Annotated in this window: 17 protein-coding genes and 1 other RNA gene; 11 read left to right on the forward strand and 7 right to left on the reverse strand. The window is 68.1% G+C overall.

The window, feature by feature from the left end; translation table 11 throughout:
• Positions 1 to 417, forward strand: a 417-nt coding sequence (locus ACILRB_RS14400) for an ABC transporter permease (protein ID WP_395666988.1), incomplete at its 5' end; no start/stop codon positions are given.
• Positions 418 to 849: 432 nt separating this feature from the next.
• On the opposite strand, the gene ACILRB_RS14405 is transcribed toward ACILRB_RS14400, so the two are convergent.
• Positions 850 to 1,287: a hypothetical protein gene (locus ACILRB_RS14405; protein ID WP_395666989.1), complete on the reverse strand. Its 438-nt coding sequence runs from the start codon at positions 1,285 to 1,287 to the stop codon at positions 850 to 852.
• 320 nt (positions 1,288 to 1,607) lie between these two features.
• Between ACILRB_RS14405 and ACILRB_RS14410 the strand changes: the two genes are divergently transcribed.
• Both ACILRB_RS14410 and ACILRB_RS14415 read left to right on the forward strand, forming a co-directional pair.
• Positions 1,608 to 3,665: an alkyl/aryl-sulfatase gene (locus ACILRB_RS14410; protein ID WP_395666990.1), complete on the forward strand. Its 2,058-nt coding sequence runs from the start codon at positions 1,608 to 1,610 to the stop codon at positions 3,663 to 3,665.
• Between the two features lie 157 nt (positions 3,666 to 3,822).
• Entirely contained in the window at positions 3,823 to 5,499 is a 1,677-nt protein-coding gene (locus tag ACILRB_RS14415) for a formate--tetrahydrofolate ligase (RefSeq protein ID WP_395666991.1), read from the forward strand.
• 85 nt (positions 5,500 to 5,584) lie between these two features.
• Here the strand turns inward: ACILRB_RS14415 and ACILRB_RS14420 are convergent, their stop codons facing one another.
• The 3 genes from ACILRB_RS14420 to metC form a co-directional block, all read right to left on the reverse strand.
• Positions 5,585 to 5,806: a hypothetical protein gene (locus ACILRB_RS14420; protein WP_395666992.1), complete on the reverse strand. Its 222-nt coding sequence runs from the start codon at positions 5,804 to 5,806 to the stop codon at positions 5,585 to 5,587.
• Positions 5,807 to 6,008: 202 nt separating this feature from the next.
• Positions 6,009 to 6,794 (reverse strand): hypothetical protein, encoded by a 786-nt coding sequence (locus ACILRB_RS14425; RefSeq protein WP_395666993.1) that lies wholly within the window; start codon positions 6,792 to 6,794, stop codon positions 6,009 to 6,011.
• 103 nt (positions 6,795 to 6,897) lie between these two features.
• On the reverse strand, positions 6,898 to 8,085 hold the full coding sequence (metC, locus tag ACILRB_RS14430) for a cystathionine beta-lyase (protein WP_395666994.1): 1,188 nt from the start codon (positions 8,083 to 8,085) through the stop codon (positions 6,898 to 6,900).
• A 213-nt stretch (positions 8,086 to 8,298) separates the two neighbouring features.
• Between metC and ACILRB_RS14435 the strand changes: the two genes are divergently transcribed.
• The 5 genes from ACILRB_RS14435 to ACILRB_RS14455 all read left to right on the forward strand — a co-directional run bounded on the left by ACILRB_RS14435 (position 8,299) and on the right by ACILRB_RS14455 (position 12,956).
• Positions 8,299 to 9,336, forward strand: coding sequence for an amino acid ABC transporter substrate-binding protein (locus ACILRB_RS14435; RefSeq protein ID WP_395666995.1), 1,038 nt, complete (start codon positions 8,299 to 8,301; stop codon positions 9,334 to 9,336).
• A 9-nt stretch (positions 9,337 to 9,345) separates the two neighbouring features.
• Positions 9,346 to 10,545, forward strand: coding sequence for an amino acid ABC transporter permease (locus tag ACILRB_RS14440; protein ID WP_395666996.1), 1,200 nt, complete (start codon positions 9,346 to 9,348; stop codon positions 10,543 to 10,545).
• 2 nt (positions 10,546 to 10,547) lie between these two features.
• Entirely contained in the window at positions 10,548 to 11,702 is a 1,155-nt protein-coding gene (locus ACILRB_RS14445; protein ID WP_395666997.1) for an amino acid ABC transporter permease, read from the forward strand.
• A gap of 7 nt (positions 11,703 to 11,709) precedes the next feature.
• On the forward strand, positions 11,710 to 12,498 hold the full coding sequence (locus tag ACILRB_RS14450; protein WP_395666998.1) for an amino acid ABC transporter ATP-binding protein: 789 nt from the start codon (positions 11,710 to 11,712) through the stop codon (positions 12,496 to 12,498).
• 92 nt (positions 12,499 to 12,590) lie between these two features.
• The gene (locus ACILRB_RS14455; RefSeq protein WP_395666999.1) at positions 12,591 to 12,956 is read left to right on the forward strand and encodes a hypothetical protein; all 366 of its coding nucleotides are present in this window, start codon (positions 12,591 to 12,593) and stop codon (positions 12,954 to 12,956) included.
• A 155-nt stretch (positions 12,957 to 13,111) separates the two neighbouring features.
• On the opposite strand, the gene ACILRB_RS14460 is transcribed toward ACILRB_RS14455, so the two are convergent.
• Positions 13,112 to 14,026: a cupin-like domain-containing protein gene (locus ACILRB_RS14460; protein WP_395667000.1), complete on the reverse strand. Its 915-nt coding sequence runs from the start codon at positions 14,024 to 14,026 to the stop codon at positions 13,112 to 13,114.
• A gap of 309 nt (positions 14,027 to 14,335) precedes the next feature.
• On the opposite strand from ACILRB_RS14460, the gene dnaE reads away from it, so the two are divergent.
• On the forward strand, positions 14,336 to 17,755 hold the full coding sequence (gene dnaE, locus ACILRB_RS14465; protein ID WP_395667001.1) for a DNA polymerase III subunit alpha: 3,420 nt from the start codon (positions 14,336 to 14,338) through the stop codon (positions 17,753 to 17,755).
• A gap of 10 nt (positions 17,756 to 17,765) precedes the next feature.
• Here the strand turns inward: dnaE and queC are convergent, their stop codons facing one another.
• Both queC and nudC read right to left on the reverse strand, forming a co-directional pair.
• A complete protein-coding gene (queC, locus tag ACILRB_RS14470; protein WP_395667002.1) occupies positions 17,766 to 18,476 on the reverse strand; it encodes a 7-cyano-7-deazaguanine synthase QueC in 711 nt (236 codons plus the stop codon).
• Entirely contained in the window at positions 18,473 to 19,438 is a 966-nt protein-coding gene (gene nudC, locus ACILRB_RS14475) for an NAD(+) diphosphatase (protein WP_395667003.1), read from the reverse strand. The genes queC and nudC overlap by 4 nt, the downstream gene beginning before the upstream one ends.
• 148 nt (positions 19,439 to 19,586) lie before the next feature.
• Between nudC and ffs the strand changes: the two genes are divergently transcribed.
• Together ffs and ACILRB_RS14485 are read left to right on the forward strand one after the other, a co-directional pair.
• Positions 19,587 to 19,683, forward strand: an RNA gene (gene ffs, locus ACILRB_RS14480) — signal recognition particle sRNA small type.
• Between the two features lie 169 nt (positions 19,684 to 19,852).
• Positions 19,853 to 21,148 (forward strand): DNA polymerase III subunit gamma/tau (locus ACILRB_RS14485; protein WP_395667004.1); only part of this gene is annotated, 1,296 nt, incomplete at its 3' end.

The raw sequence follows: 21,148 nt of genomic DNA on the forward strand, positions 1-21,148 counted from the left end.
ACCATCGGGCGAATCTTGGGCTTCGTGACCGGGGTCGTGGGGGGCGTGGTCGGGATCGCGCTGATCGTCGGCGGCATCGGCATCATGAACATCATGCTGGTCTCGGTGACCGAGCGGACCCGCGAGATCGGCGTGCGCAAAGCCTTGGGCGCGAAGCGCTCCGACATTCTCGTTCAGTTCCTCATCGAATCGCTGTTGCTCTCGGCGTTCGGAGGGGTGATCGGGCTCGCCTTCGGCTACGGCTTGGGGTCGCTGGTCGCGAAGGTCATACCCGGCAATTTCCCGCCCGCCCACGTTCCTTGGTGGGCGGTCGCCCTATCGCTCGGCTTCTCCTCGCTGGTCGGCGCTTTCTTCGGCAGCTACCCAGCGGCGCGTGCCGCGCGGCTCGACCCGGTCGAGGCGCTGCGGTTCGAGTAGTTCTAGCCTGGCCACAGCTCAAATCTCCTGGTCGCACGTCCAATCGGCCGGCCGTACTCCCGATTTGCTGGCCGTACTCCAGATTTGCTGGCTGTACTCCCGATTTGCTGGCTGCGCTTGAGAATTGGCTGGCTGCGGTCAAAAACATGCTGGCGGTGTTCCAAGTTTGCCATTCCGGCTCGAAATAGCCGGGCAGCACTCCAAGGATCGCTGGCGGGACTCTGAAGACTCCTGGCTGCAGGATCACCCGGCGATTTGGACTCCAGCCAGCCAATTTTCAGCTCCACCAGCATCTTTGGAGTGCGACCAGGAGATTCCAGAGCTCGACCAGCGAACCGGAGCCCGCGGCCGGGAGGTTCCGACGCCAGGCAGGAGATTTGGCGCCGGACCGGTGAGCTCGAGCGCCGAGCGCTACCTGGCCGGTTCCACCCGCTACTTCCGGCTGATCGTGAACTTTCCGAAGCTCACCCCGAGCTCCACGCCGGTGCCGTTGCCGGCGAGAGCGAGCGAAACCTCTCCCTTGGTCACGATCTGGGACTCCGCCGATTTGCCGGCTCCCGCCGAGGCGCCGCCGGAGACATAAGTTCCGAACAGCTCGGAGATGTCGGCGACTTCGGAGAACTTTCCGAAGCCATCGCGGACTTTCGAGCGGCCGGCGGTCAGACCGCCTCCCTTGCCCTCGAGGCGAACGTTCGCCGTTTGGCCGTTCGAGCAGGTGATCGCGCCGCTTCCGCGACTCGCCTTGTAGAAGATCGACCAGCTGGTCAGGCTGAACTTCATGGTGCAATCGGTCGCCGCGTGGGCTGCCGGTGCGAACAGACCCGACAACAGAGCGACGAGGGGGAGGGCGAAGGCGAGATGTCGTTTCATGGGATCTCCTCTGACGGTTGAAGGCCAGCGTGACATGCCGGAAGCCTGTCGGCAACTCATGCCGGCCGACGGCCCAGGGGCCTTGTTCGCCTCGAACAGTGCAAACCGTGCGCCCTCCCGGGACCTAGAGCGCGGTCGGACCCAGGCTTTCCCTTTCGAGACAGAGCAATTGACAGTTCTGTGTGAAAGCGGTTACTCTCTTAAAGCCTTTTTCGCCACCTGAAATCTAGTCAAGCTTGTCGTGCCCGCCGTCCGGGTCTTCCGGGCCGGCGCCAGCCTTGCTGTTCACGCTTCATTTCTATTGGTGCTAGGAGATTGGAATGGAACGAAGGAAGCCGTCGTCGAGCCGTCTCTTGCTTGCAGCAGGTCTCATCGCAGCGTTGTCCAACGTGTCGGGTGGAGCGCAGACCCTGACGCGAGAGCCGAAGGGCGCCACGAAGGTCACGACGGATGCCAACGCCGCCACGGTCCCAGCCTCGATGTTCGATGACAGGGAGGATTTCGCCAACGCCAACAAGGGTGCGCTCAAGTTGCAAACGGGCCTGGTCATCGGGTCCGCGTGGGACATGCGGGACTACGAAAAATTCATCGTCACAACCCCGGGAGCTACTGCTCCCGAGACGATCAATCCGAGCCTCTATCGCAACGCGCAGCTCAACATGATCTACGGCCTCTTCGAGGTAACGAATCCGGACGACCCCAACGAGCGCCACGAGATCTATCAGGTCCGCGGCTACGATCTCTCGAACATCACGTTCGTCAAGGGCGACACCGGTTGGATCGTCTTCGATCCGCTCATCTCGAACGAGACGGCGGCCGCGGCGCTCGCTCTGATCAACCAGGAGCTGGGTGCTCGTCCGGTCACCGGCGTGGTCTACAGCCACTCGCACGTCGATCATTTCGGCGGCGTGAAAGGTCTCGGCACCGCGGCTCAGCTTGCGTCGATCCCCATCATCGCGCCGGAGGGTTTCACCGAGCACGCGGTCAGCGAGAACGTGATCGCCGGCAACGCGATGTCGCGCCGCGCCATCTACATGTACGGCTCCCTGCTGCCGAAAACGGAGAAAGGGGGCGTCAACGGCGGTCTGGGTCAGACCAATTCGACGGGGGAGGGGTCCCTCATCGTTCCTACCGATTACATCACCGCCACGGGATCGAAGGTACGGACGGTAGACGGGATCAAGATGGAGTTCCAGTTGACGCCGGGAACCGAGGCGCCCGCGGAGATGAACACCTACTTCGAGGAGCTCAAGGCGCTCTGGATGGCGGAGAACACGACGAACACGATGCACAACGTGCTCACCCTGCGCGGCGCGCAGGTCCGCGATCCGCTCAAATGGTCGAGCTTCCTCGACGTCACGATCAAGGAGTACGGGAATCGAACCGACGTCAAGTTCCAGAGCCACCACTGGCCGGTCTGGAAGAATCCCACGGGACCGAACAACATCGTCGATTATTTGAAGAAGCAGCGCGACATGTACAAGTTCATCCACGACCAGTCGGTGAACCTGATGAACAAGGGCTATACGGGGGAGGAGATCTCGGAACGGATCAAGCTCCCCGACTCGCTCGAACGGTACTGGCCCGACCGGGGCTATTACGGCACCCTGCGTCACAACTCGCGTGCCGTCTACCAGCGCTACATGGGCTGGTACAACGGCAACCCCTCGAGCTTGAACAACCTTCCGCCGGAGGACGTCGCCCGCCACTACGTCGCGTACATGGGAGGGGACAAGGACGCGATCCTGGCCCGCGCCCAGGCCGAGTACAACGCGACGGATGCGACGGTCGAAACCTACCGTTGGCTCGCCGAGCTGCTCAAACACCTGGTCTTCGCCTACCCGGATTTCGAGAACGCCCGGCTCCTCCTCGCCGACGTGCTCGAGCAGCTCGGGTATCAGTCGGAAAGCGGCCCCTGGCGCAACGAATACCTGGTCGGCGCCTCGGAGCTACGGAGCACCACCGGCTTCCCGCCGGGCGGGCTCAACACCGTGAACGCCGACACCCTCAAGGCGATGAGCCCCGATCTGACCTTTGACTACCTGGCGGTTCGCCTCGACGCCGGCAAGGCGAACAAGCAGGTGGTACCGGTCAACGTCCATCTCACGGAGCTCGGTCTCGCGGGCTGGCCGGCCGAGCAGACGTTCGGCCTCACGGTCGAGAATTCCGTCCTCAATTACGGCGATCCGATCGCGGGGACGAGCACGGTGCAGATGTCCAAGGCCACGCTGGACGCCATCACCGCCGGGGCGCTCACCCTCGACCAGGCGATCGCCAACGGCGATGTCAAAGCGACCTCGGGAACGCTCGCCGAGTTCAAGACGTTCTGGGGAATGATCGAGACCTTCCCCTTCTGGTTCAACATCGTCACGCCCTAGGGCCGCCTCAGGCATAAGGTTGGTCTCCCGCGGCGCGAACCCGCGGGAGACCCGGTCCTTTTCCTCCAGGCTCTTCGCGATTCGACGCGATGCGATAGATTCCGCCGCACCGCAACGGAAGCGCAGAAAAGCTCGACAACGGTCCTCTGGAGGGAGCATGGCGTCGGACATCGAAATCGCACAGCAGGCCCGGCTCACGCGCGTCTCGACCATCGCCCGGGAGCGTCTCGGCATCGACGAGGAGCACCTGGAGCCGTACGGCCACTACAAGGCGAAGATCTCGCTCGACTATCTCGCCGGCTTGAACGACCGGCCGGACGGCAAGTTGATCCTGGTGACGGCGATGACGCCGACTCCCGCGGGGGAGGGCAAGACGACGACCTCCGTGGGCCTCGGCGACGCGCTGAACAAGATCGGCAAGAAGGCGCTGATCTGCTTGCGCGAGCCGAGCCTCGGGCCGGTGTTCGGGATGAAGGGCGGGGCGGCCGGCGGCGGTTACGCCCAGGTCGTGCCGATGGAGGACATCAACCTCCACTTCACCGGCGACTTCAGCGCCATCGCGCTTGCGACCAACCTGCTCGCGGCGATGATCGACAACCATATCAACCATGGCAACGCGCTCAACATCGACGTGCGCCGCATCGCCTGGAAGCGCGTCGTCGACATGAACGACCGCGCCCTGCGCGACATCACGATCGGCCTCGGCGGCACGGCCAACGGCTTCCCGCGCCAGGACGGCTTCGACATCGTCGTCGCTTCCGAGGTGATGGCGATCTTCTGCCTCGCCACCTCGATCAAGGATCTTAAAGACCGGCTCGGCGCCATCGTCGTCGGCTACACGACCGACCAGAAGCCGGTGCATGCGCGCGACCTCAACGCTCACGGCGCCATGGCCGTGCTGCTCAAGAACGCGCTGAAGCCCAATCTGGTGCAGACGCTCGAGAACAACCCGGCCTTCATCCATGGCGGGCCCTTCGCCAACATCGCCCATGGCTGCAATTCGGTGCTCGCCACCAAGACGGCGCTGAAGCTGTCCGACTATGTGGTGACCGAAGCGGGCTTCGGCGCCGACCTCGGCGCGGAGAAGTTCATCGACATCAAATGCCGCAAGTCGGGCCTGCGGCCGCAGATCGCGGTGATCGTGGCGACCATCCGCGCGCTGAAATACCATGGCGGCGTCGAGCTCAAGGAGCTCAACAGCGAGAATCTCGACGCGCTCAAGAAAGGCCTCTCGAACCTCGAGCGCCACATCAACAACATCCGCAACCACTACGGACTGCCGGTTGTGGTGGCGGTCAACCACTTCACCGCCGACACGGACGGCGAGGTCGAGCTTCTGAAGAAGAGCGTCGCCGACCTCGGCGCGCCGGTCGTCGTCTGCCGCCACTGGGCGGAGGGCGGCAAGGGCGCCGAGGAGCTCGCCCGCACGGTCGTCGACATGCTCGACAAAGTCCCGAGCGATTTCCATTTCGTCTATGAGGACGAAGCCTCGCTGTGGGACAAGGCGACCGCCGTCGTCACCAAGCTCTATGGCGGCGCCAAAATTTCGGCCGACGCCAAGGTGCGCGGCCAGATCAAGAAGCTCGAGGAGGCGGGCTACGGCCGCTTCCCGATCTGCGTCGCCAAGACGCAATATTCCTTCTCGACCGACCCCAAGCTGCGCGGCGCGCCGAGCGGCCATGAGGTCAACATCCGCGAGGTTCGCCTCGCGGCCGGCGCCGAATTCATCGTCCTGGTCTGCGGCGACGTGATGACCATGCCGGGCCTGCCCAAAATCCCGTCGGCCGAGAAGATCGACCTCAACGAAAAAGGCGAGGTGGTCGGCCTGTTCTGAGGCCGCACGCCAACGCCTCGACTTGAGCCGGCGGCTGGTCCCGCCGGCTTTTTTCCGTCAGGGCGGGCGCGGGCCTCCGGCGCGCTCAGCTCGAGCGCGCGGCGTCGATGTCGGCGAGCTGCGCGTCGAGCCGCGCGAGGTCCTTGCGTTCTTCCTGGAGCGCCCGCTCGAGCTGAAGCAGGATGGCGCGGCTGCGGCCGCCATTGGCGGCGGAGACGCGCGCGTCCATCAGGTCTCTTTCGCAATGGCGCACGGTCTCGGCCGCGTGGGCGCGCCGCGCCTTGAGCTGGATCAGTCCTTGCCGCATGTCTTGTTCCCCTCGTCGATCGGGGCGAAGCGCCGCCGCGCGGCGTCGGAGCGGTCTGGTCCGCTCAGACGCGCAACGCCGATCCCCATGAATTCGGCGTGAGCGGCGGGAGAAAAATTTGGCGCCCGCCTGTCGATCACGACATTGAGCTTGGGCGATGCGGCGATTCTGCGGCCAGGGCCGCGTTTCGCGGCGCCACGACTCAGCTTCGCGCCATCAGCTCCACGGCGAAGCCATAGATGCGCCGGCGCGCCGGTTCGGGCAGGGCGGCGAGGGTGCGCAGATAGACGTCGCCGGCCTCGCAGAGTTCGGCGTCGGCGATGGGCGGTTCGGTCATGCGCCCGTCGAGCAGGGCGGCGATCGCGGCGTTCGAGACGCCCTGCGCGCGCAGGGCGTTTTCGAGCGAGCGAAAATCGTCCTCGGTCGGGCGGCCGCGCGTTTCGTCGCGCTGGCCGCCGTCCTGCACCGCTTCGAGCCCCGACAGGACGAGCGCGGCGACGAGCGCGCGCCGCGTCCGCGAGAAGGCGGCGGGGTCCATCCGCCCGCCGCCATAGAGGAAATCGACGCAGGCCGCGGGGTCCGCCGTCGAAAGCTCATGCAGCATGGCGGCGCGCGCGGCGAAATAGCGGTCGAGCGTCGGTCCGTCGGCGCGGGCGGCGAGCACGCCGTGGGAGCGGCGCAGGCCGCGCGCGGCCTCGATCGCCAGCACGTCGAGGTCGTCGTCGCGCCCGCGGGTGGCGGCCTGTTGCGCGGCGCGCGCCAGAAACGCGTCATATTCGACGGGAAAGCCGCTGTGGAGCCTTGCGAAGAAATCCGAATAGTCGGACGGCGCGGCCACCGTCCGTTCGATGGCGCGGCGGCGCGCGGCGACCTCCTGCGGCGTCGCGGCGCGCTTTGGCCCGCGCTGGCCTTCGCTCCAGAGGCCGAGGGCGAAGGCGGCCGCGACAAGCGCGGCGAGGCCGAGCAGCGCCAGGCGCAACAGACGCATGCGGAGCGGTCTCCCCCGGTGATTCGAAGCAGTGGATCGCAGTCGGGCGCGACTGTGCCCTCCGCCTTTGGCGAGGACAAGGCGAACGCCGGGCGGCGAAAATTCAGCTCGCCGCGCGCAGGCGCTCGAAGCCGCGGGCGAGATCGGCCTTGAGGTCGTCCGTGTCCTCGAGGCCGATGCTGAAGCGAAGGGCGGGGCCTGGCGGGCGCCAGCGCGTCGCCGTGCGGTAGGCCGCGCAGTCGAACGGAATGACGAGGCTTTCGAAGCCGCCCCATGAAAAACCCATGCCGAACAGGTCGAGCCCGTCGAGCATGGCGGCGAGCGCCTTTTGCGGAGCTGGATGCAGCAGCACGGAAAAAAGCCCCGAAGAGCCCAGGAAGTCGCGCTTCCACGCCTCATGGCCGGGGCAGGAGGGCAGGGCCGGGTGAAGCACGCTCGCGACCTCGGCGCGCGCGTCGAGCCAGAGCGCCATCTCGAGCGCCTGCCTTTCGGCCTCGCGCAGCCTGAGGTCGAGGGTGCGCAGCCCGCGCAGGGCGAGAAACACGTCTTCGGGGCCGGGGCACATGGCGAAGGCGTCGGCGGTCTGGGTCAGCGCCGGCAGATAGCGGGCGTTGGCCGAGACGAGGCCGAGCAGGAGGTCCGAATGGCCGGAAAGATACTTGGTTCCGGCCTCGACGGCGATGTCGGCCCCGCGCTCATGCGGCGGGAAGAACAGCGGCGTCGCCCAGGTGTTGTCGAGAATGGCGCAAATTCCCTTCTCGTGGGCGAACGCGCAGATCGCCGGCACGTCCGGCACCTCGAAGGTCTGCGATCCGGGCGTCTCGAGAAAGATGGCGCTGGTTTCGGGCCGGACCAGCCGGGACAGGCCCTCGACGCCGGTCAGCGGATCGAAATAGGCGGTCTCGACGCCAAGGCGCCGCAGCACGCCGTCGCAGAAGATGCGCGAGGGGCGATAGATCGAATCGACGACGAGGATATGGTCGCCGGCCTTGACCACGCTGAGCAGCGCCAGAGAAATGGCGGCGAGGCCGGAGGGCGCGAGAATCGTCCCCGCCGCGCCCGAAAGCTCCGTCCAGGCCTCGGCGAGGGCGCGCGTGGTCGGCGATCCCGAGGTGCCATAGGCGAAGGGCGCGTTCCTTGTCACGAGATCGTGATAGGTCGGGAACAGCACGGTCGAGCCGCGATAGACCGGCGTGTTGACGAAGCCGAACTGTTCGGACGGGCGCCGCCCCGCCGAAACGAGCCTTGTGCGCGTCTTGAGCCTGTCGCGACCGCTGTCCTGTTCGCTCATCATGGAGTCCCTGGCGCGCCGCGCCCGTGCGCGCGGCGGCGCGAGCCGCGAACTTCACGGGGGAGACGCCTGACGTCAAGCCTCAAGCAGCGCCCGAGCTTCAGCCAAGCTTGACCCGTCTCGACATTGGCTTCTAGGTGCGGGCTTCTAGTTGCGTGCGCGCGGCGGGCGAACGCCCGCCGCGCGCAGGGACAATCCGGGAAGCGCCTTCGCATGCGTAAGCTCCATCTCCTCCGGGCCCTTCTGGCCCTGCCGCTCCTCCTCGGCCTCGCGCCGCGCGCCTTCGCCGCGCCGGCGCAGGCCGGGCTGCTCGAACAGGTGAAGAAGCGCGGCAATCTGGTCTGCGGAGCGAATCTCGGCGTCGCCGGCTTCTGCCTGCCGGACGACAAGGGGCGCTGGACGGGCATCGACGTCGATTTCTGCCGCGCCGTCGCCGCGGCGATCTTCGACGATCCGGACAAGGTCAAGTTCCTGCCCCTGTCGGCCAAGGACCGCTTCACGGCGCTGCAGTCGGGCGAGGTCGACATTTTGTCGCGCAACACCACATGGACCCTCTCGCGCGAGACGGGGCAGGGCTTTCTGTTCGCGGGGATCGTTTATTACGACGGGCAGGGCTTTCTGGCGCGCAAGTCGCTCAACCTGTCCTCCGCGCTCGAACTTTCGGGCGCCTCGATCTGCGTGCAGCAGGGCACGACGACCGAGCTCAACCTCGCGGACTTCTTCCGCGGCAACAACATGAAATACGAGCCGGTCAACTTCGCCAGCGCCGACGAGGCGATGCGCGCCTTCGAGAGCGGCCGCTGCGACGCCTTCACCTCCGACGCCTCGGGGCTTTACGTCGAGCGTCTGAAGCTCCCCAACCCCGACGACGCGGCCGTGCTGCCCGAGATCATCTCGAAGGAGCCGCTCGGGCCCGCCGTGCGCCAGGGCGACGACGAATGGTTCAATCTCGTCAAATGGACGCTGTTCGCCCTCGTCAACGCCGAGGAGCTCGGCGTGACCTCGCAGAACGTCGATGAAAAGACCAAATCGGACCGGCCCGAAATCCGCCGCCTGCTGGGGCTTGAGGGCAATTTCGGCGAAGGCCTCGGTCTTGGCGCCGATTGGGCCTATCGCATCGTGAAGCATGTGGGAAATTACGGCGAAATCTTCGATCGCAATCTCGGCGAGGGGTCGCGGCTCAAGATCAAGCGCGGCGTCAACGCGCTGTGGATCCGCGGCGGGCTGCAATACGCCCCGCCGATCCGCTAGAGGCCGCGCTTGAGCGGCGGCGAGGCGATCGCCGCGCGGCCCGCGCGCGGCTCGCGCTTGCGCTTCTGGCGTGACGCCAGGAGCCGCGCGCTCCTGCTGCAGGTCCTGTTCGGGCTGGCCTTCCTCGTGCTGGCGGCGCTCGCCGTGCTCGACCTTCGCGCCAACATGCAGGCGCGCGGGATCCCGACCGACTTCTCCTTCCTCGGCCAGACCGCCGGCTTCGACATCAACCAGACGCTGATCCCCTACAGCGCGTCCTCGACCTATGGCCGGGCCTTTCTCGTCGGCCTGCTCAACACGCTGGCCGTCTGCGCCGTCGGCCTCGTCTGCGCCACCTTCGTCGGCTTCGCGGTCGGCTTCGCCCGCCTGTCGGACAACTGGATCGTGGGGCGCTGCGCGCTCGCCTATGTCGAACTCGCGCGCAACACGCCGCTGCTGCTGCAGCTTCTGTTCTGGCACAACGCCGTGCTGAAGCCGCTGCCCTCGCCGCGCGAGTCGCTGGCGCTGCCCTTCGGCATGTTTTTGAACAATCGCGGGCTGTTCGCGCCGGCGCCGAGCTTTGCGCCTTCGGCGGCCTTCGTCGCGGCGGCGTGCCTCGCCGCGCTGCTGATCCTTTACGGCCTGCGCCGGACGCCGCGGCGGGTCATGTTCGCGAGGCCCTGGCGCGCGGTCGGGGGCGGCGTCATGACGGCCTTCGCGCTCTGCCTGCCGCTCGCGGCCTTCGTCGGCGCGGATGATCCGGTCGCCTTCTCGAACCCCGAGCTGAAGGGCTTCAATTTCGTCGGGGGGCTGCGCGTCCTGCCTGAATTCGTCGCGCTCGCGCTCGGCCTCAGCCTCTACACGGGAGCGTTCATCGCCGAGATCGTGCGCGCCGGGATCGAGGCGGTGCCGCAGGGCCAGCGCGAGGCCGCGACGGCGCTCGGCCTCTCCGGGCGCCAGACGAGCCGGCTCGTGGTGACGCCGCAGGCGATGCGGCTGATCGTCCCGCTGCTCACGAGCCAGTATCTGAACCTCGTCAAGAACTCCTCGCTCGCGGTGTTCATCGGCTATCCCGACCTCGTGCAGGTCTTCGCCGGCACCGTGCTCAACCAGACCGGAGCGGCGGTGCAGGCGGTCGCCATCACCATGGCGGTCTATCTCGCCATCTCGCTGTTCGCCTCCCTCGTCATGAACCTCTATGGCCGGCGCCATACGCTGAAGGAGCGGTGAGCATGGCGGACGCGACGGGCGCCGCGCGGCGCGACGGCTTTCTCTATGTGCGCGAGGCGCCGGCCCCGGCGCGCCCGCCGCCGCAGGAACGGCGCGGCCTTCTTCGGACGCTGCGCGAAAATCTCTTCGACGGCTGGCGCGCCGGCGCGCTCACGATCGCCTGCGTCGTCCTGCTCGCGCTGGTCCTGCCGCCGGTCGTCCGCTTCCTGCTGATCGACGCCGTCTGGGTCGGCGAGGACGGCGCCGCCTGCCGGGCGCCGGGGGCCGGGGCCTGCTGGGCTTTCGTCTGGCGCAAGCTTCCCTATTTCATCTACGGGTCCTACCCGGAAGCCGAGCGCTGGCGCGTCGACGTGGCGTTTCTCGTCGGCGCGGCGCTGATCTTCTGGCTGCTGCGCCTTGGCGCGCCACGGCGCGGCCTCGCCGCGCTTCTGTTCTTCTGCGTCTATCCGGTCTTCGCCCTGCCGCTGCTGCATGGCGCGCCGGCGCTGGGCCTGCCGCTCGTCTCGACCGATCTCTGGGGCGGCGCCTTCGTCAGCGTTCTCGTCGCCGTCGTCGGCATGGTCGTCTCGCTGCCGCTCGGCGTGCTGCTCGCGCTCGGACGGCGTTCGAGCCTGCCGCTCCTGAGCCTCGCCTGCGCCGGCTTCATCGAGATCGTGCGCGGCGTGCCGATGATCACCGTGCTGTTCATGGCCAACACCATGCTGCCGCTGTTCGTGCCCGAAGACCTCGCGCCCGACCGCCTTCTGCGTCCGCTGATCGGCGTGGCGCTGTTCGCCTCGGCCTATATGGCGGAGGTGGTGCGCGGCGGCCTCGCCTCGATCCCGCGAGGACAGTTCGAGGGCGCGGCGGCGCTCGGCCTCTCCTATGTCGAGACGCAGCGTCTCGTCATCCTGCCGCAGGCGCTGCGGGCGGTGATTCCCGGCGTCGTCAACACCTTCATCGGCCTGTTCAAGGACACGACGCTCGTCGCCGTCGTCGGCGTGTTCGACTTCCTGCGCGCCGTCGAAACCGCACGGCTCGATCCCGCATGGGCCGGGCCGACCATCTCGGTCACCGGCTACGCCTTCGCCGCTTTGTTCTATTTCGCTTTCTGCTTCGGCATGTCGCGCTATTCGCTCGCCGTCGAGCGGCGCCTGTCGCGCGGGAAACGTCGATGAGGCCGCTATGACCCAGCCCAAAACGCCCGCCGGCCGGTCCGCGCCGCTCAAAACCAGCCCGCCGCCGCGCGTCGCCATCGAGATGGTCGACGTCAACAAATGGTACGGCGCCTACCACGCCCTGCGCGACGTCAATCTCGAAGTGATGGCGGGCGAGCGCATCGTCGTCTGCGGGCCGTCGGGCTCGGGCAAGTCGACGCTGATCCGCTGCGTCAACCGGCTCGAGACGCATGAGAGCGGGCGCATCGTCGTCGAGGGCGTCGAACTCGCCGACGATCTGCGCAAGATCAACGAGGTGCGGCGCGAGACCGGCATGGTGTTCCAGCACTTCAACCTGTTTCCGCATCTGACCATCCTCGAAAACTGCACGCTCGCGCCGATCCATGTGCTGAAGATGGGCCGGGACGAGGCCGAGGCGGTCGCCATGCATTATCTCGGCAAGGTGCATATTCCCGATCAGGCCGGCAAATATCCGGGCCAGCTTTCGGGCGGGCAGCAACAGCGCGTCGCCATCGCGCGGGCCCTGTGCATGAACCCCCGCGTCATGCTGTTCGACGAGCCGACCTCGGCGCTCGATCCCGAAATGGTCAAGGAGGTGCTTGAGACCATGGTCGAGCTCGCCGAGGACGGCATGACCATGGTGTGCGTGACCCATGAGATGGGCTTCGCGCGGCAGGTCGCCGACCGCGTGATCTTCATGGACGCCGGCGCGATCGTCGAGATCGACCGGCCTGAAGCCTTCTTCGCCTCGCCGCGCCACCCGCGCGCGCGCCAGTTTCTCGGCGAGATTCTCTAAGGGCGGCGTTTTAGCGAAGGGAACGGTTGGGGCGCGGGCGCGTTTGGCCAAGGTCAGGCTGCGGTCTCATGAGCGGCCTGCCGGAGGCTGTCATGATTCTGGCAAAACTCCCCTTCTCGAAAATCCTGATTGGCGCGGTCGCGCCGGCGCTCGTCGCGACCTGCGCCTATGGGCTCGCCGTCCGATGCGCCTCGGCGCAGGCGGGCGGGGCGGCCAACGGGCTCGACCATATCGAGCGCTCGCTCGAAGACCTGCGCGACGACGTGCGCGCCCGCGCCGGCTGGCGGCGCTCCGAATGGGTCTGCCAGGAGCCGTCCGGCCCCTGCGTCTGGCGGGCCGGCTACTGGGGGCCGCCGCCGGCGCCGATCCCGCCGGCGCGCACGACCTATTTCACGCTCGAGTCGCTGCGCGGCTTCCCCTGGATCGGCCAGGCGCCGCAGCAGGCGCCGCAGCGCTGACGCCAAAACATCCGGGGCGCGTCCAGCCCTTCGCGGACCGCGCCCCGGAGCTTTTTCCATCATGGCCGCTCAACCCTGGCCGCGGCGCGCACGCGCGCCGCTTGCGCCGGGCCGTCCTACCGCCCGAGCGCGCGCTGCGCGGTCTTCTTGCCGTCCTACCGCCCGAGCGCGCGCTGCGCGGTCTTCTTGGCGACGCGCAGCGCGCCGACCGCGGCCCCCTTGGCCGCGTCGGCGAGCGGGGCGCGGCCGGGCGGCTTCGGCGAAAGCCCGAGCCGGCGCAGGTGGTAATTGGCGAAATAGACGTCGGCGCAGCGCCAGTGCGAATATTCCATGTTGAGGCTGAGCGTCACCGACACGCTGTCATGGTTCTGCACCCAATGCGCCGCATGGGAGGGCACATGCAGGGCGTCGCCCGGGCGCAGCGTGAATTTCTGGGCGACCTCCTCGGCGTGCGGCTTGTAGGTGCCGGCCGAGATGGTCTTGCCGTAATATTCCTCGATCTCGCGCTCGGTGGTCACGCTGCGGTCGTTGGGGTCGCAGACCCAGACGTCCTTGGCGCCGTGGATCTGGACGATGAAATTCATCTCGGCGTCGAAATGATAGGGCGTCTTGCGCCGCGGCGAGGTCATGAAGACGAGCATTTCGGGCGATGTGAGACGCGCCGAAGCCTCGGGCGCGGCGACGCTGCGCACGAAAGCTTCATAGCCGTCGAGAATTTCCTTGTAGCGCGGATCGACCTCGACATGCTTCATGACGATCCAGGCGCCCGCCGTCTCGATCCGGTCGATGAGCTGCGGGATCGGCATGTCGGGCGCGGGCGTCGTGCCCCATTTGTCGGTGAGCGACAGGTCGCCGGCGTCGGCCCAGAGGTCTCCGTGGCGTTGCGACGCGGCTTCCGCGACCTTGGTCAGGGCCTCGATCGTGAACAGCGGGTGCTCGCCGAGCGGGTGCCTTGCGAGGAAGGGGCGGCGCTGCAGCGCCGCGCGGCAGGTTGCGAGCGGCTCGACCGTGCGCCAGCTCGTTTCCGCGGGGCGCGCTTCTTCGGCGCGGACGGCGTTTGTGGTCGTCATGGCTTTGTCCCTGGCGTTTTCGGCTTGCGATGGCCGCCGAAGCATTTCTGAAACGTCGTCGAAAGTCTTGACGCAAATGCGCTCCATCGACGCCCGGCCAGCAACGTGGGACGATACCGAATCGGCGAAGTCGCGGCAAACACGCGCAGTGTCGACAGGTCCGGCGCGCCGCGCCATGCGCCTGCGCAAAAGTCCTGAATTGCGTGGACAAGCGGGCGCGGACGCCGCCGCCCCCGCTGCGGCCGCGCCCTTGAGCTGCTAGCCTTCGCGCCGCCGGCGCCGGGCGCCAACGCCATTCAGTCCGAATCCATGACCCGCACTTTCGCGCCGAACGATCCCGGCTTCGTCCATCTTCACGTCCATAGCGCCTTCTCGCTGCGCGAAGGCGCGATGGGCGTCGGCAGGCTCGTCAAGCTCGCGCTCGCCGACGCCATGCCGGCGCTGGCCGTGACCGACGCCAACAATCTCTTCGGCGCGCTGGAGTTTTCCGAAAAGCTCGCCAAGGAGGGGATCCAGCCGATCGTCGGCGCCGAGCTTACGGTCGACTTCGGCGACGGCGCGCTGATGTCGGCGCGCGGCGAGGAGACGGGCGCGGGGCGCGCCAGGATCGTGCTGCTGTCGGCGACCGAGGAGGGCTATCTCAATCTGATGCGGCTCGTCTCCTTCGCCTGGCTCGATCCCGAGCCCGGCTGCGACCCGCATGTCAGGCTGGCGCGCCTTGAAGGCGCGACGCAGGGGCTCGTCGCCCTCACCGGCGGCCCCGCCGGCCCGCTCGACCGCGCCTTTGGCCGCGCGCGGCCCGAACGCGCCTTCGCTCGCGCAAAGGCGCTCGAAGCGCTTTTCGCGGACCGGCTTTATGTCGAACTGCAACGCCACGGCCTTGCGCCCGAGCGCGAGGCCGAGCCGCGCCTGATCGATCTCGCCTATCGCTCCGGCCTGCCGCTCGTCGCGACGAACGAGCCCTATTTCGCGGCGCCCGAGGACTATGAGGCGCATGACGCGCTGATCTGCATCGCCGAGGGGACCGTGCTCGGCGACGGCGCGCGCCGCCAGCTTTCGCCCGAGCACCGCTTCAAGAGCCGCGCCGAGATGGCCGCGCTGTTCGCCGACCTTCCCGAGGCGACGCGCTCGACCGTCGAGATCGCGCGCCGCTGCGCCTTCAGGCCGAGGACGCGCAAGCCGCTGCTGCCGCGCTTTTCGGCGAGCGGCGCGCTCGACGACGAAGCGGCGGCGCTGCGGCTTCAGGCGGAGCAGGGGCTCGACGCGCGCCTCGCCGCCCATGGCCCGGCGGCGGGGCTCACCGAAACCGACTATCGCGAGCGGCTCGCCTTCGAGCTCGACGTGATCGTGAAGATGAAGTTCCCGGGCTATTTCCTGATCGTCTCGGACTTCATCAAATACGCCAAGGCGCAGGGCATTCCGGTCGGGCCGGGGCGCGGCTCGGGCGCGGGCTCGCTCGTCGCCTATGCGCTGACCATCACCGATCTCGACCCGCTGCGCTTCGGCCTTCTGTTCGAGCGCTTCCTGAACCCCGAGCGCGTGTCGATGCCGGATTTCGACATCGACTTCTGCCAGGACCGGCGCGACGAGGTGATCGCCTATGTGCGCGCCCGCTACGGCGCCGACCGCGTGGCGCAGATCATCACCTTCGGCTCGTTTCTGGCGCGCGGGGTGATGCGCAATGTCGGGCGCGTGCTCGAAATGCCGCTCGGCCAGGTCGACCGCCTCGCCAAGCTGGTGCCGCAGAATCCGGCGGCGCCCGTCTCGCTGAAACAGGCGGTCGAGGGCGAGCCGCGGCTGAAGGAGGCCGCCGAGGCCGAGCCGCGCGTCGCGAAAATGCTGCAGATCGCGCAGACGCTCGAGGGGCTCTACTCCAACGCCTCGACCCATGCGGCGGGCGTGGTCATCGGCGACCGGCCGCTCGTCGAGCTGGTGCCGCTCTACCGCGATCCGAAATCCGACATGCCGGCGACCCAGTTCAACATGAAATGGGTCGAGCCGGCGGGGCTCGTGAAGTTCGACTTCCTCGGCCTCAAGACGCTGACGACGCTCGCGACCGCCGTCAGGCTTCTGAAGAAGCGCGGGATAGTGGTCGATCTTGAACGCATTCCGCTCGACGACGCCAGGACTTACGCCATGCTCGGGCGCGGCGAGACGATCGGCGTGTTCCAGCTTGAAAGCGCGGGCATGCGCAAGGCGCTCGTCGAGATGCGCGCCGACCGGTTCGAGGATGTCATCGCCCTCGTCGCGCTCTATCGTCCGGGCCCCATGGCCAACATCCCGCGCTATTGCGCGGTGAAGCTCGGCGAGGAGGAGGCCGACTACATCCACCCGAAAATCGAAAGCGTGCTCAAGGAGACCTTCGGCGTCATCATCTATCAGGAGCAGGTGATGCAGATCGCGCAGATCCTGTCCGGCTATTCGCTCGGCGAGGCCGACCTTCTGCGCCGCGCCATGGGCAAGAAGATCAAGGCCGAGATGGACGCGCAGCGCGAGCGCTTCGTGAAGGGCGCCGTCGCCGGCGGGCTCGCCCCGGCCAAGGCCAACGAGATCTTCGACCTGCTCGCCAAATTCGCCGATTACGGCTTCAACAAGAGCCACGCCGCGGCCTATGCGCTCGTCGCCTACCAGACCGCCTGGTTCAAGGCCAATCATCCGATGGAGTTTCTCGCCGCCTCGATGACGCTCGACAAGGCCTCGACCGACAAGCTCGCCGAACTTGCGGGCGAGGCGCGCCGGCTCGGCGGGCGGGTCGAGCCGCCCTCGATCCAGCGCTCCTGCGCCGATTTCGAGGTGCATGTCGGCGAAGGCGGCGCGCTCGCCGTCCGCTACGCCTTTTCAGCCGTCAAGGGGGTGGGCGACGCGCAGGCCCGCGCGCTGGTCGAGGCGCGCGGCGAGCGGCCGTTCCGCGATTTTTCGGACCTTGCGGCGCGGCTCGACCCGCGCGCGGTCAACAAGCGCATGCTCGAATGTCTCGTCTGCGCCGGCGCCTTCGACGAGATGGAGCCCGACCGCGCCCGCGTCTTCGCCTCGATCGAGGCGATCTGGGCTTCGGCGCACCGCCGCCACGCGCGACGCCGACCGCCTGCCGCTGATGAAGGCGAAGCCCTGGACGCTCGCCGAGCGCCTGCAGAAGAATTCGACACGGTCGGATTCTTTCTCTCCGGCCATCCGCTCGACGCCTATGGCGTGGCGCTGGAGCGGCTGCGCGTGCAGAAATGGAGCGAGTTCGTGCGCGCCGTGAAGCTTGGCGCGACCAGCGGCCGGCTCGCCGCCGCCGTGCTCGACCGGCAGGAGCGGCGCACCAAATCCGGCTCCAAGATGGGCGTCGTCCAGCTCTCCGACCAGTCGGGGCAATATGAGGCGATCCTGTTCCAGGAGGGGCTGACGCAGTATCGCGACCTGCTCGAAAAAGGCGCCTCTCTGCTGCTGACGCTTCAGGCGTCGGTCGAGGGCGAGGACGTGCGCGCGCGCATCGTCGCCGCCGAGCCGCTCGACCAGGCGGCGAGCCGGGTGCGCAAGGGGCTGCGCATCGTCCTTGCCGACGAAGCGCCGCTGCCGCAGGTCCGCGAAAGCCTCGGGTCGCGCGGCGACGGCGAGGTGGTGCTGGTGCTGCAGCGCCCGGACTGCGAGATCGACATGAAGCTGCCGGGCAAATATGGGATTTCGGCGCAGGCGGCCGGCGCGATCCGGGCGATCGAGGGCGTGCTGGCGGTCGAGACGCTTTAGAGCGGCCGCCTCAGATCTCGCCGGCATATTCCCTGAATCCGCGCGCGCGCAGGTCGCAGGCGGGACATTCGCCGCAGCCATAGCCCCAGTCATGCCGCTTGCCGCGCTCGCCGCGATAGCAGGTGTGCGTGTCCTCGACGATGATCGACGCCAGCGCGGCGCCTCCAAGCGCCTCGGCGAGCCGCCAGGTCGCCGCCTTGTCGAGCCACATCAGCGGCGTCTCGACGCAGAAGCGCGCGTCCATGCCGAGGTTGAGGGCGAGCTGCATCGCCTTCACCGCGTCGTCGCGGCAGTCGGGGTAGCCCGAAAAATCCGTCTCGCACATGCCGGCGACGATGCGGTTCGCGCCGCGCCGGTAGGCGAGGGCGCCGGCGAGCGTCAGGAACAGCAGGTTGCGGCCGGGCACGAAGGTGTTGGGCAGGCCGTTCTCGCCCATGGCGATCTCGACGTCGCGCGTCAGCGCGGTCTGCGACAGCGCGCCGAGCGCCGGAATGTTGATCAGGTGATCTTCGCCGAGCCGCGCGCCCCAGGTCGGGAACATGCGCGCGATCTTCTCGCGCACGATTGTTCTCTGGGTCAATTCAATCGCGTGGCGCTGGCCATAGTCGAAGCCGACGGTCTCCACGGAGTCATAATGCGTCAGCGCATGGGCGAGGCAGGTGGTCGAATCCTGGCCGCCCGAGAACAGGACCAGCGCGCGGCCGGCGCTTCCGCTGCTCACCGCTGCGAATCCGCCGCCCGGTTCTCGGCCCAGCTTTCGATGAGCAGATTGGCGATCGCCACTTTCGACGGACAGATGAGATGTTCGGGGTGGCTGCGGCGCAGCATCCGCCGCACCTCGTCGCGCGAGAACCAGCGCGCGTCCTCGAGTTCATGGTCGCAGAAGGCGAGCTCGCGCGTCAGCGCCTCGGCGAGGCAGCCGATCATGAGCGAGCTCGGAAAGGGCCAGGGCTGCGAGGCGAGATAGCTGACGCGCCCGACGGTGACGCCCGCCTCCTCGGCGACTTCGCGCCGCACGGCGTCCTCGATGGTCTCGCCCGTCTCCATGAAGCCGGCGAGGCAGGAGTACATCCGGGGCGCGAAATTGGCCTGGCGGCCGAGCAGGCAGTCGTCGCCGTCGACGACCAGCATGATGACGGCGGGATCGGTGCGCGGAAAATGCTGCGCGCCGCAGGCCTCGCAGCCGCGTCGCCAGCCGCCGGCGAGGGCGCGCGTCGGCGCGCCGCAATTGGAGCAGAAGCGGTGCCGCGCGTGCCACGACAGGAGGCTTTTCGCCTCGCCGAGCGGGCCGACGATCTCGGCCGGCAGAAGCCCCTGCGTCGCGATCAGGCGGATGTCGAGAAAGGCGATGTGCGGATCGGCGGGAATGTCGTCGGCGCGTTCGATCAGGCTGGCGAACAGGGCCGAGCTTGCGTCGCAGCCCAGAAAGGCGGTTTCGCGCACGGCGCCGAGCCGCGCCGCCTCGGACAGGGTGAAAAACGGGTCGAATCCGTTCTTGCCGCGCTTGACCACCGGCAGGTCGCCGGCGAGCACGAGGGTGCGCGCGGCTTCCGACGCCTGCAGGCCCTTCAGAAACTCCACGTCGTGGCGGCGCATCGACATGCGGTCGAGCGGATTGACGGCGAAGCCTGCCGCCGAGGAGCGGTCGACCGGAGCCGGTGGGGGCGGCGCGCTTCCGTGCATCAAATATCCCTGGGCGCCTCGGGGGGTGCGGCGGCCGCGGCTTTCGCGGCGCCGCATAGTCCTATCACGTTTCCTTAACAATCGGGCGGAATTCCTGTCGTGCGGCAAAAAGGTTGCGAAACGCGCGCAGTCGGTCCAAATAAGGGCCGGGAGGTTGGCGGTGGACGCACCACTCGCCAACCGGGTCAGGTCCGGAAGGAAGCAGCCCTAACGAGACCGGGCGGGTCTCTGTCCAGCCTCCCACCCCGAGCGCCCTGAAAAGCCTCGCTCGCCGCCTTCGCTCGGTCCCGTGGCGCGGCGTTGATCGGGCGAAGCCCTTCGTGGCGTTGATCGGGCGAAGCCCTTCGTGTCGTCGAGCGGGCGAAGCCGTTGGTGTCGTCGAGCGGGCGAAGCCCGCGGGAGCCAGAGCCGCCGATGTCCGAAGTTCATGGCGACGACCGGTCCGACGCGCCGGCCGCGCCCTATCGCGTCCTCGCCCGGAAATATCGCCCCTCGAGCTTCGACGATCTGATCGGCCAGGAGGCGATGACCCGCACCCTCGCCAACGCCTTCGAGCTTGGCCGCATCCATCAGGCCTATATGCTGACCGGCGTGCGCGGCGTCGGCAAGACCACCACCGCCCGCATCCTCGCCCGCGCCTTCAACTATGAGCGCCCGGCCGCCGGCGGCCGGCCCGCCGTCTCGGCCCCGACCATCCATATGGACGGGCTCGGCGCGCATTGCCAGGCGATCATGGAGTCGCGCCATGTCGACGTGATCGAGATGGACGCCGCCTCGCACACCGGCATCGACGACGTGCGCGAGATCATCGAGGGCGCGCGCTACAAGCCGGTGATGGCGCGCTTCAAGGTCTATATCATCGACGAGGTGCACATGCTCTCGAAGCAGGCCTTCAACGGCCTGCTCAAGACGCTCGAAGAGCCGCCGGACCATGTGAAATTCCTGTTCGCGACGACCGAGATCGAGAAGGTGCCGGTCACGGTGCGCTCGCGCTGCCAGCGCTTCGACCTGCGCCGCATCGAGGCCGGCGCGCTCGCCGCCCATCTCGCGAAGATCTGCGCCAGCGAGGGCGTCGCGGTCGAGCCCGAGGCGCTCGCCCTGATCGCGCGGGCGGCCGAAGGCTCGGCGCGCGACGCGCTGTCGCTGCTCGACCAGGCGATCGCGCATGGCGCGCCGGGGAGCGGAGCGCCGGGAGGCCCGGGCGTCGCCGTGACCGCCGAGGACATGCGCGTGATGCTCGGCCTCGCCGACCGCGGCCGCATCGTCGACCTGTTCGGGCGTCTCGTCTCGGGCGAGATCGCCGCCGCGCTGACCGGCCTGCGCGACCTTTACGACGGCGGCGCCGACCCCGCCGCCGTGGTGCTGGAGCTCGCCGAATTCGCGCATCTCGTCACGCGGCTGAAGATTCTGCCGGCGGCCGGCGACGACGCCTCGCTCGCCCCGCTCGAACGGACGCGTGGCGCGGAGCTCGCCGAGACCCTGTCGATGGCCGTGCTGACGCGCGCCTGGCAGCTTCTGTCGAAGGCGTTGCAGGAGGTGCGGGAGTCGCCGCGCCCGCTCGCCGCCGCCGAAATGGCGCTGGTGCGGCTCGCCTACGCCGCCGATCTGCCGACGCCCGACGAGGCGCTGCGCCGCCTTGCGGCCGGTGAGGCGCCCGTGGGCGCGCAGGCGTCGCCGCCGCGCGCCGCGCCGCCGGGGTCGGGCCCGGCC

The organism is Methylocella sp. (assembly GCF_044226135.1).
Taxonomy (GTDB): Bacteria; Pseudomonadota; Alphaproteobacteria; order Rhizobiales; family Beijerinckiaceae; genus Methylocapsa.

What these genes read in the sequence shown, in the direction of transcription:
- ACILRB_RS14405 (WP_395666989.1), bottom strand. Translation starts at nt 1,287, where the DNA reads ATGAAACGACATCTCGCCTTCGCCCTCCCCCTCGTCGCTCTGTTGTCG.
- ACILRB_RS14410 (WP_395666990.1), top strand. Translation starts at nt 1,608, where the DNA reads ATGGAACGAAGGAAGCCGTCGTCGAGCCGTCTCTTGCTTGCAGCAGGT.
- ACILRB_RS14415 (WP_395666991.1), top strand. Translation starts at nt 3,823, where the DNA reads ATGGCGTCGGACATCGAAATCGCACAGCAGGCCCGGCTCACGCGCGTC.
- ACILRB_RS14420 (WP_395666992.1), bottom strand. Translation starts at nt 5,806, where the DNA reads ATGCGGCAAGGACTGATCCAGCTCAAGGCGCGGCGCGCCCACGCGGCC.
- ACILRB_RS14425 (WP_395666993.1), bottom strand. Translation starts at nt 6,794, where the DNA reads ATGCGTCTGTTGCGCCTGGCGCTGCTCGGCCTCGCCGCGCTTGTCGCG.
- metC (WP_395666994.1), bottom strand. Translation starts at nt 8,085, where the DNA reads ATGAGCGAACAGGACAGCGGTCGCGACAGGCTCAAGACGCGCACAAGG.
- ACILRB_RS14435 (WP_395666995.1), top strand. Translation starts at nt 8,299, where the DNA reads ATGCGTAAGCTCCATCTCCTCCGGGCCCTTCTGGCCCTGCCGCTCCTC.
- ACILRB_RS14445 (WP_395666997.1), top strand. Translation starts at nt 10,548, where the DNA reads ATGGCGGACGCGACGGGCGCCGCGCGGCGCGACGGCTTTCTCTATGTG.
- ACILRB_RS14450 (WP_395666998.1), top strand. Translation starts at nt 11,710, where the DNA reads ATGACCCAGCCCAAAACGCCCGCCGGCCGGTCCGCGCCGCTCAAAACC.
- ACILRB_RS14455 (WP_395666999.1), top strand. Translation starts at nt 12,591, where the DNA reads ATGATTCTGGCAAAACTCCCCTTCTCGAAAATCCTGATTGGCGCGGTC.
- ACILRB_RS14460 (WP_395667000.1), bottom strand. Translation starts at nt 14,026, where the DNA reads ATGACGACCACAAACGCCGTCCGCGCCGAAGAAGCGCGCCCCGCGGAA.
- dnaE (WP_395667001.1), top strand. Translation starts at nt 14,336, where the DNA reads ATGACCCGCACTTTCGCGCCGAACGATCCCGGCTTCGTCCATCTTCAC.
- nudC (WP_395667003.1), bottom strand. Translation starts at nt 19,438, where the DNA reads ATGCACGGAAGCGCGCCGCCCCCACCGGCTCCGGTCGACCGCTCCTCG.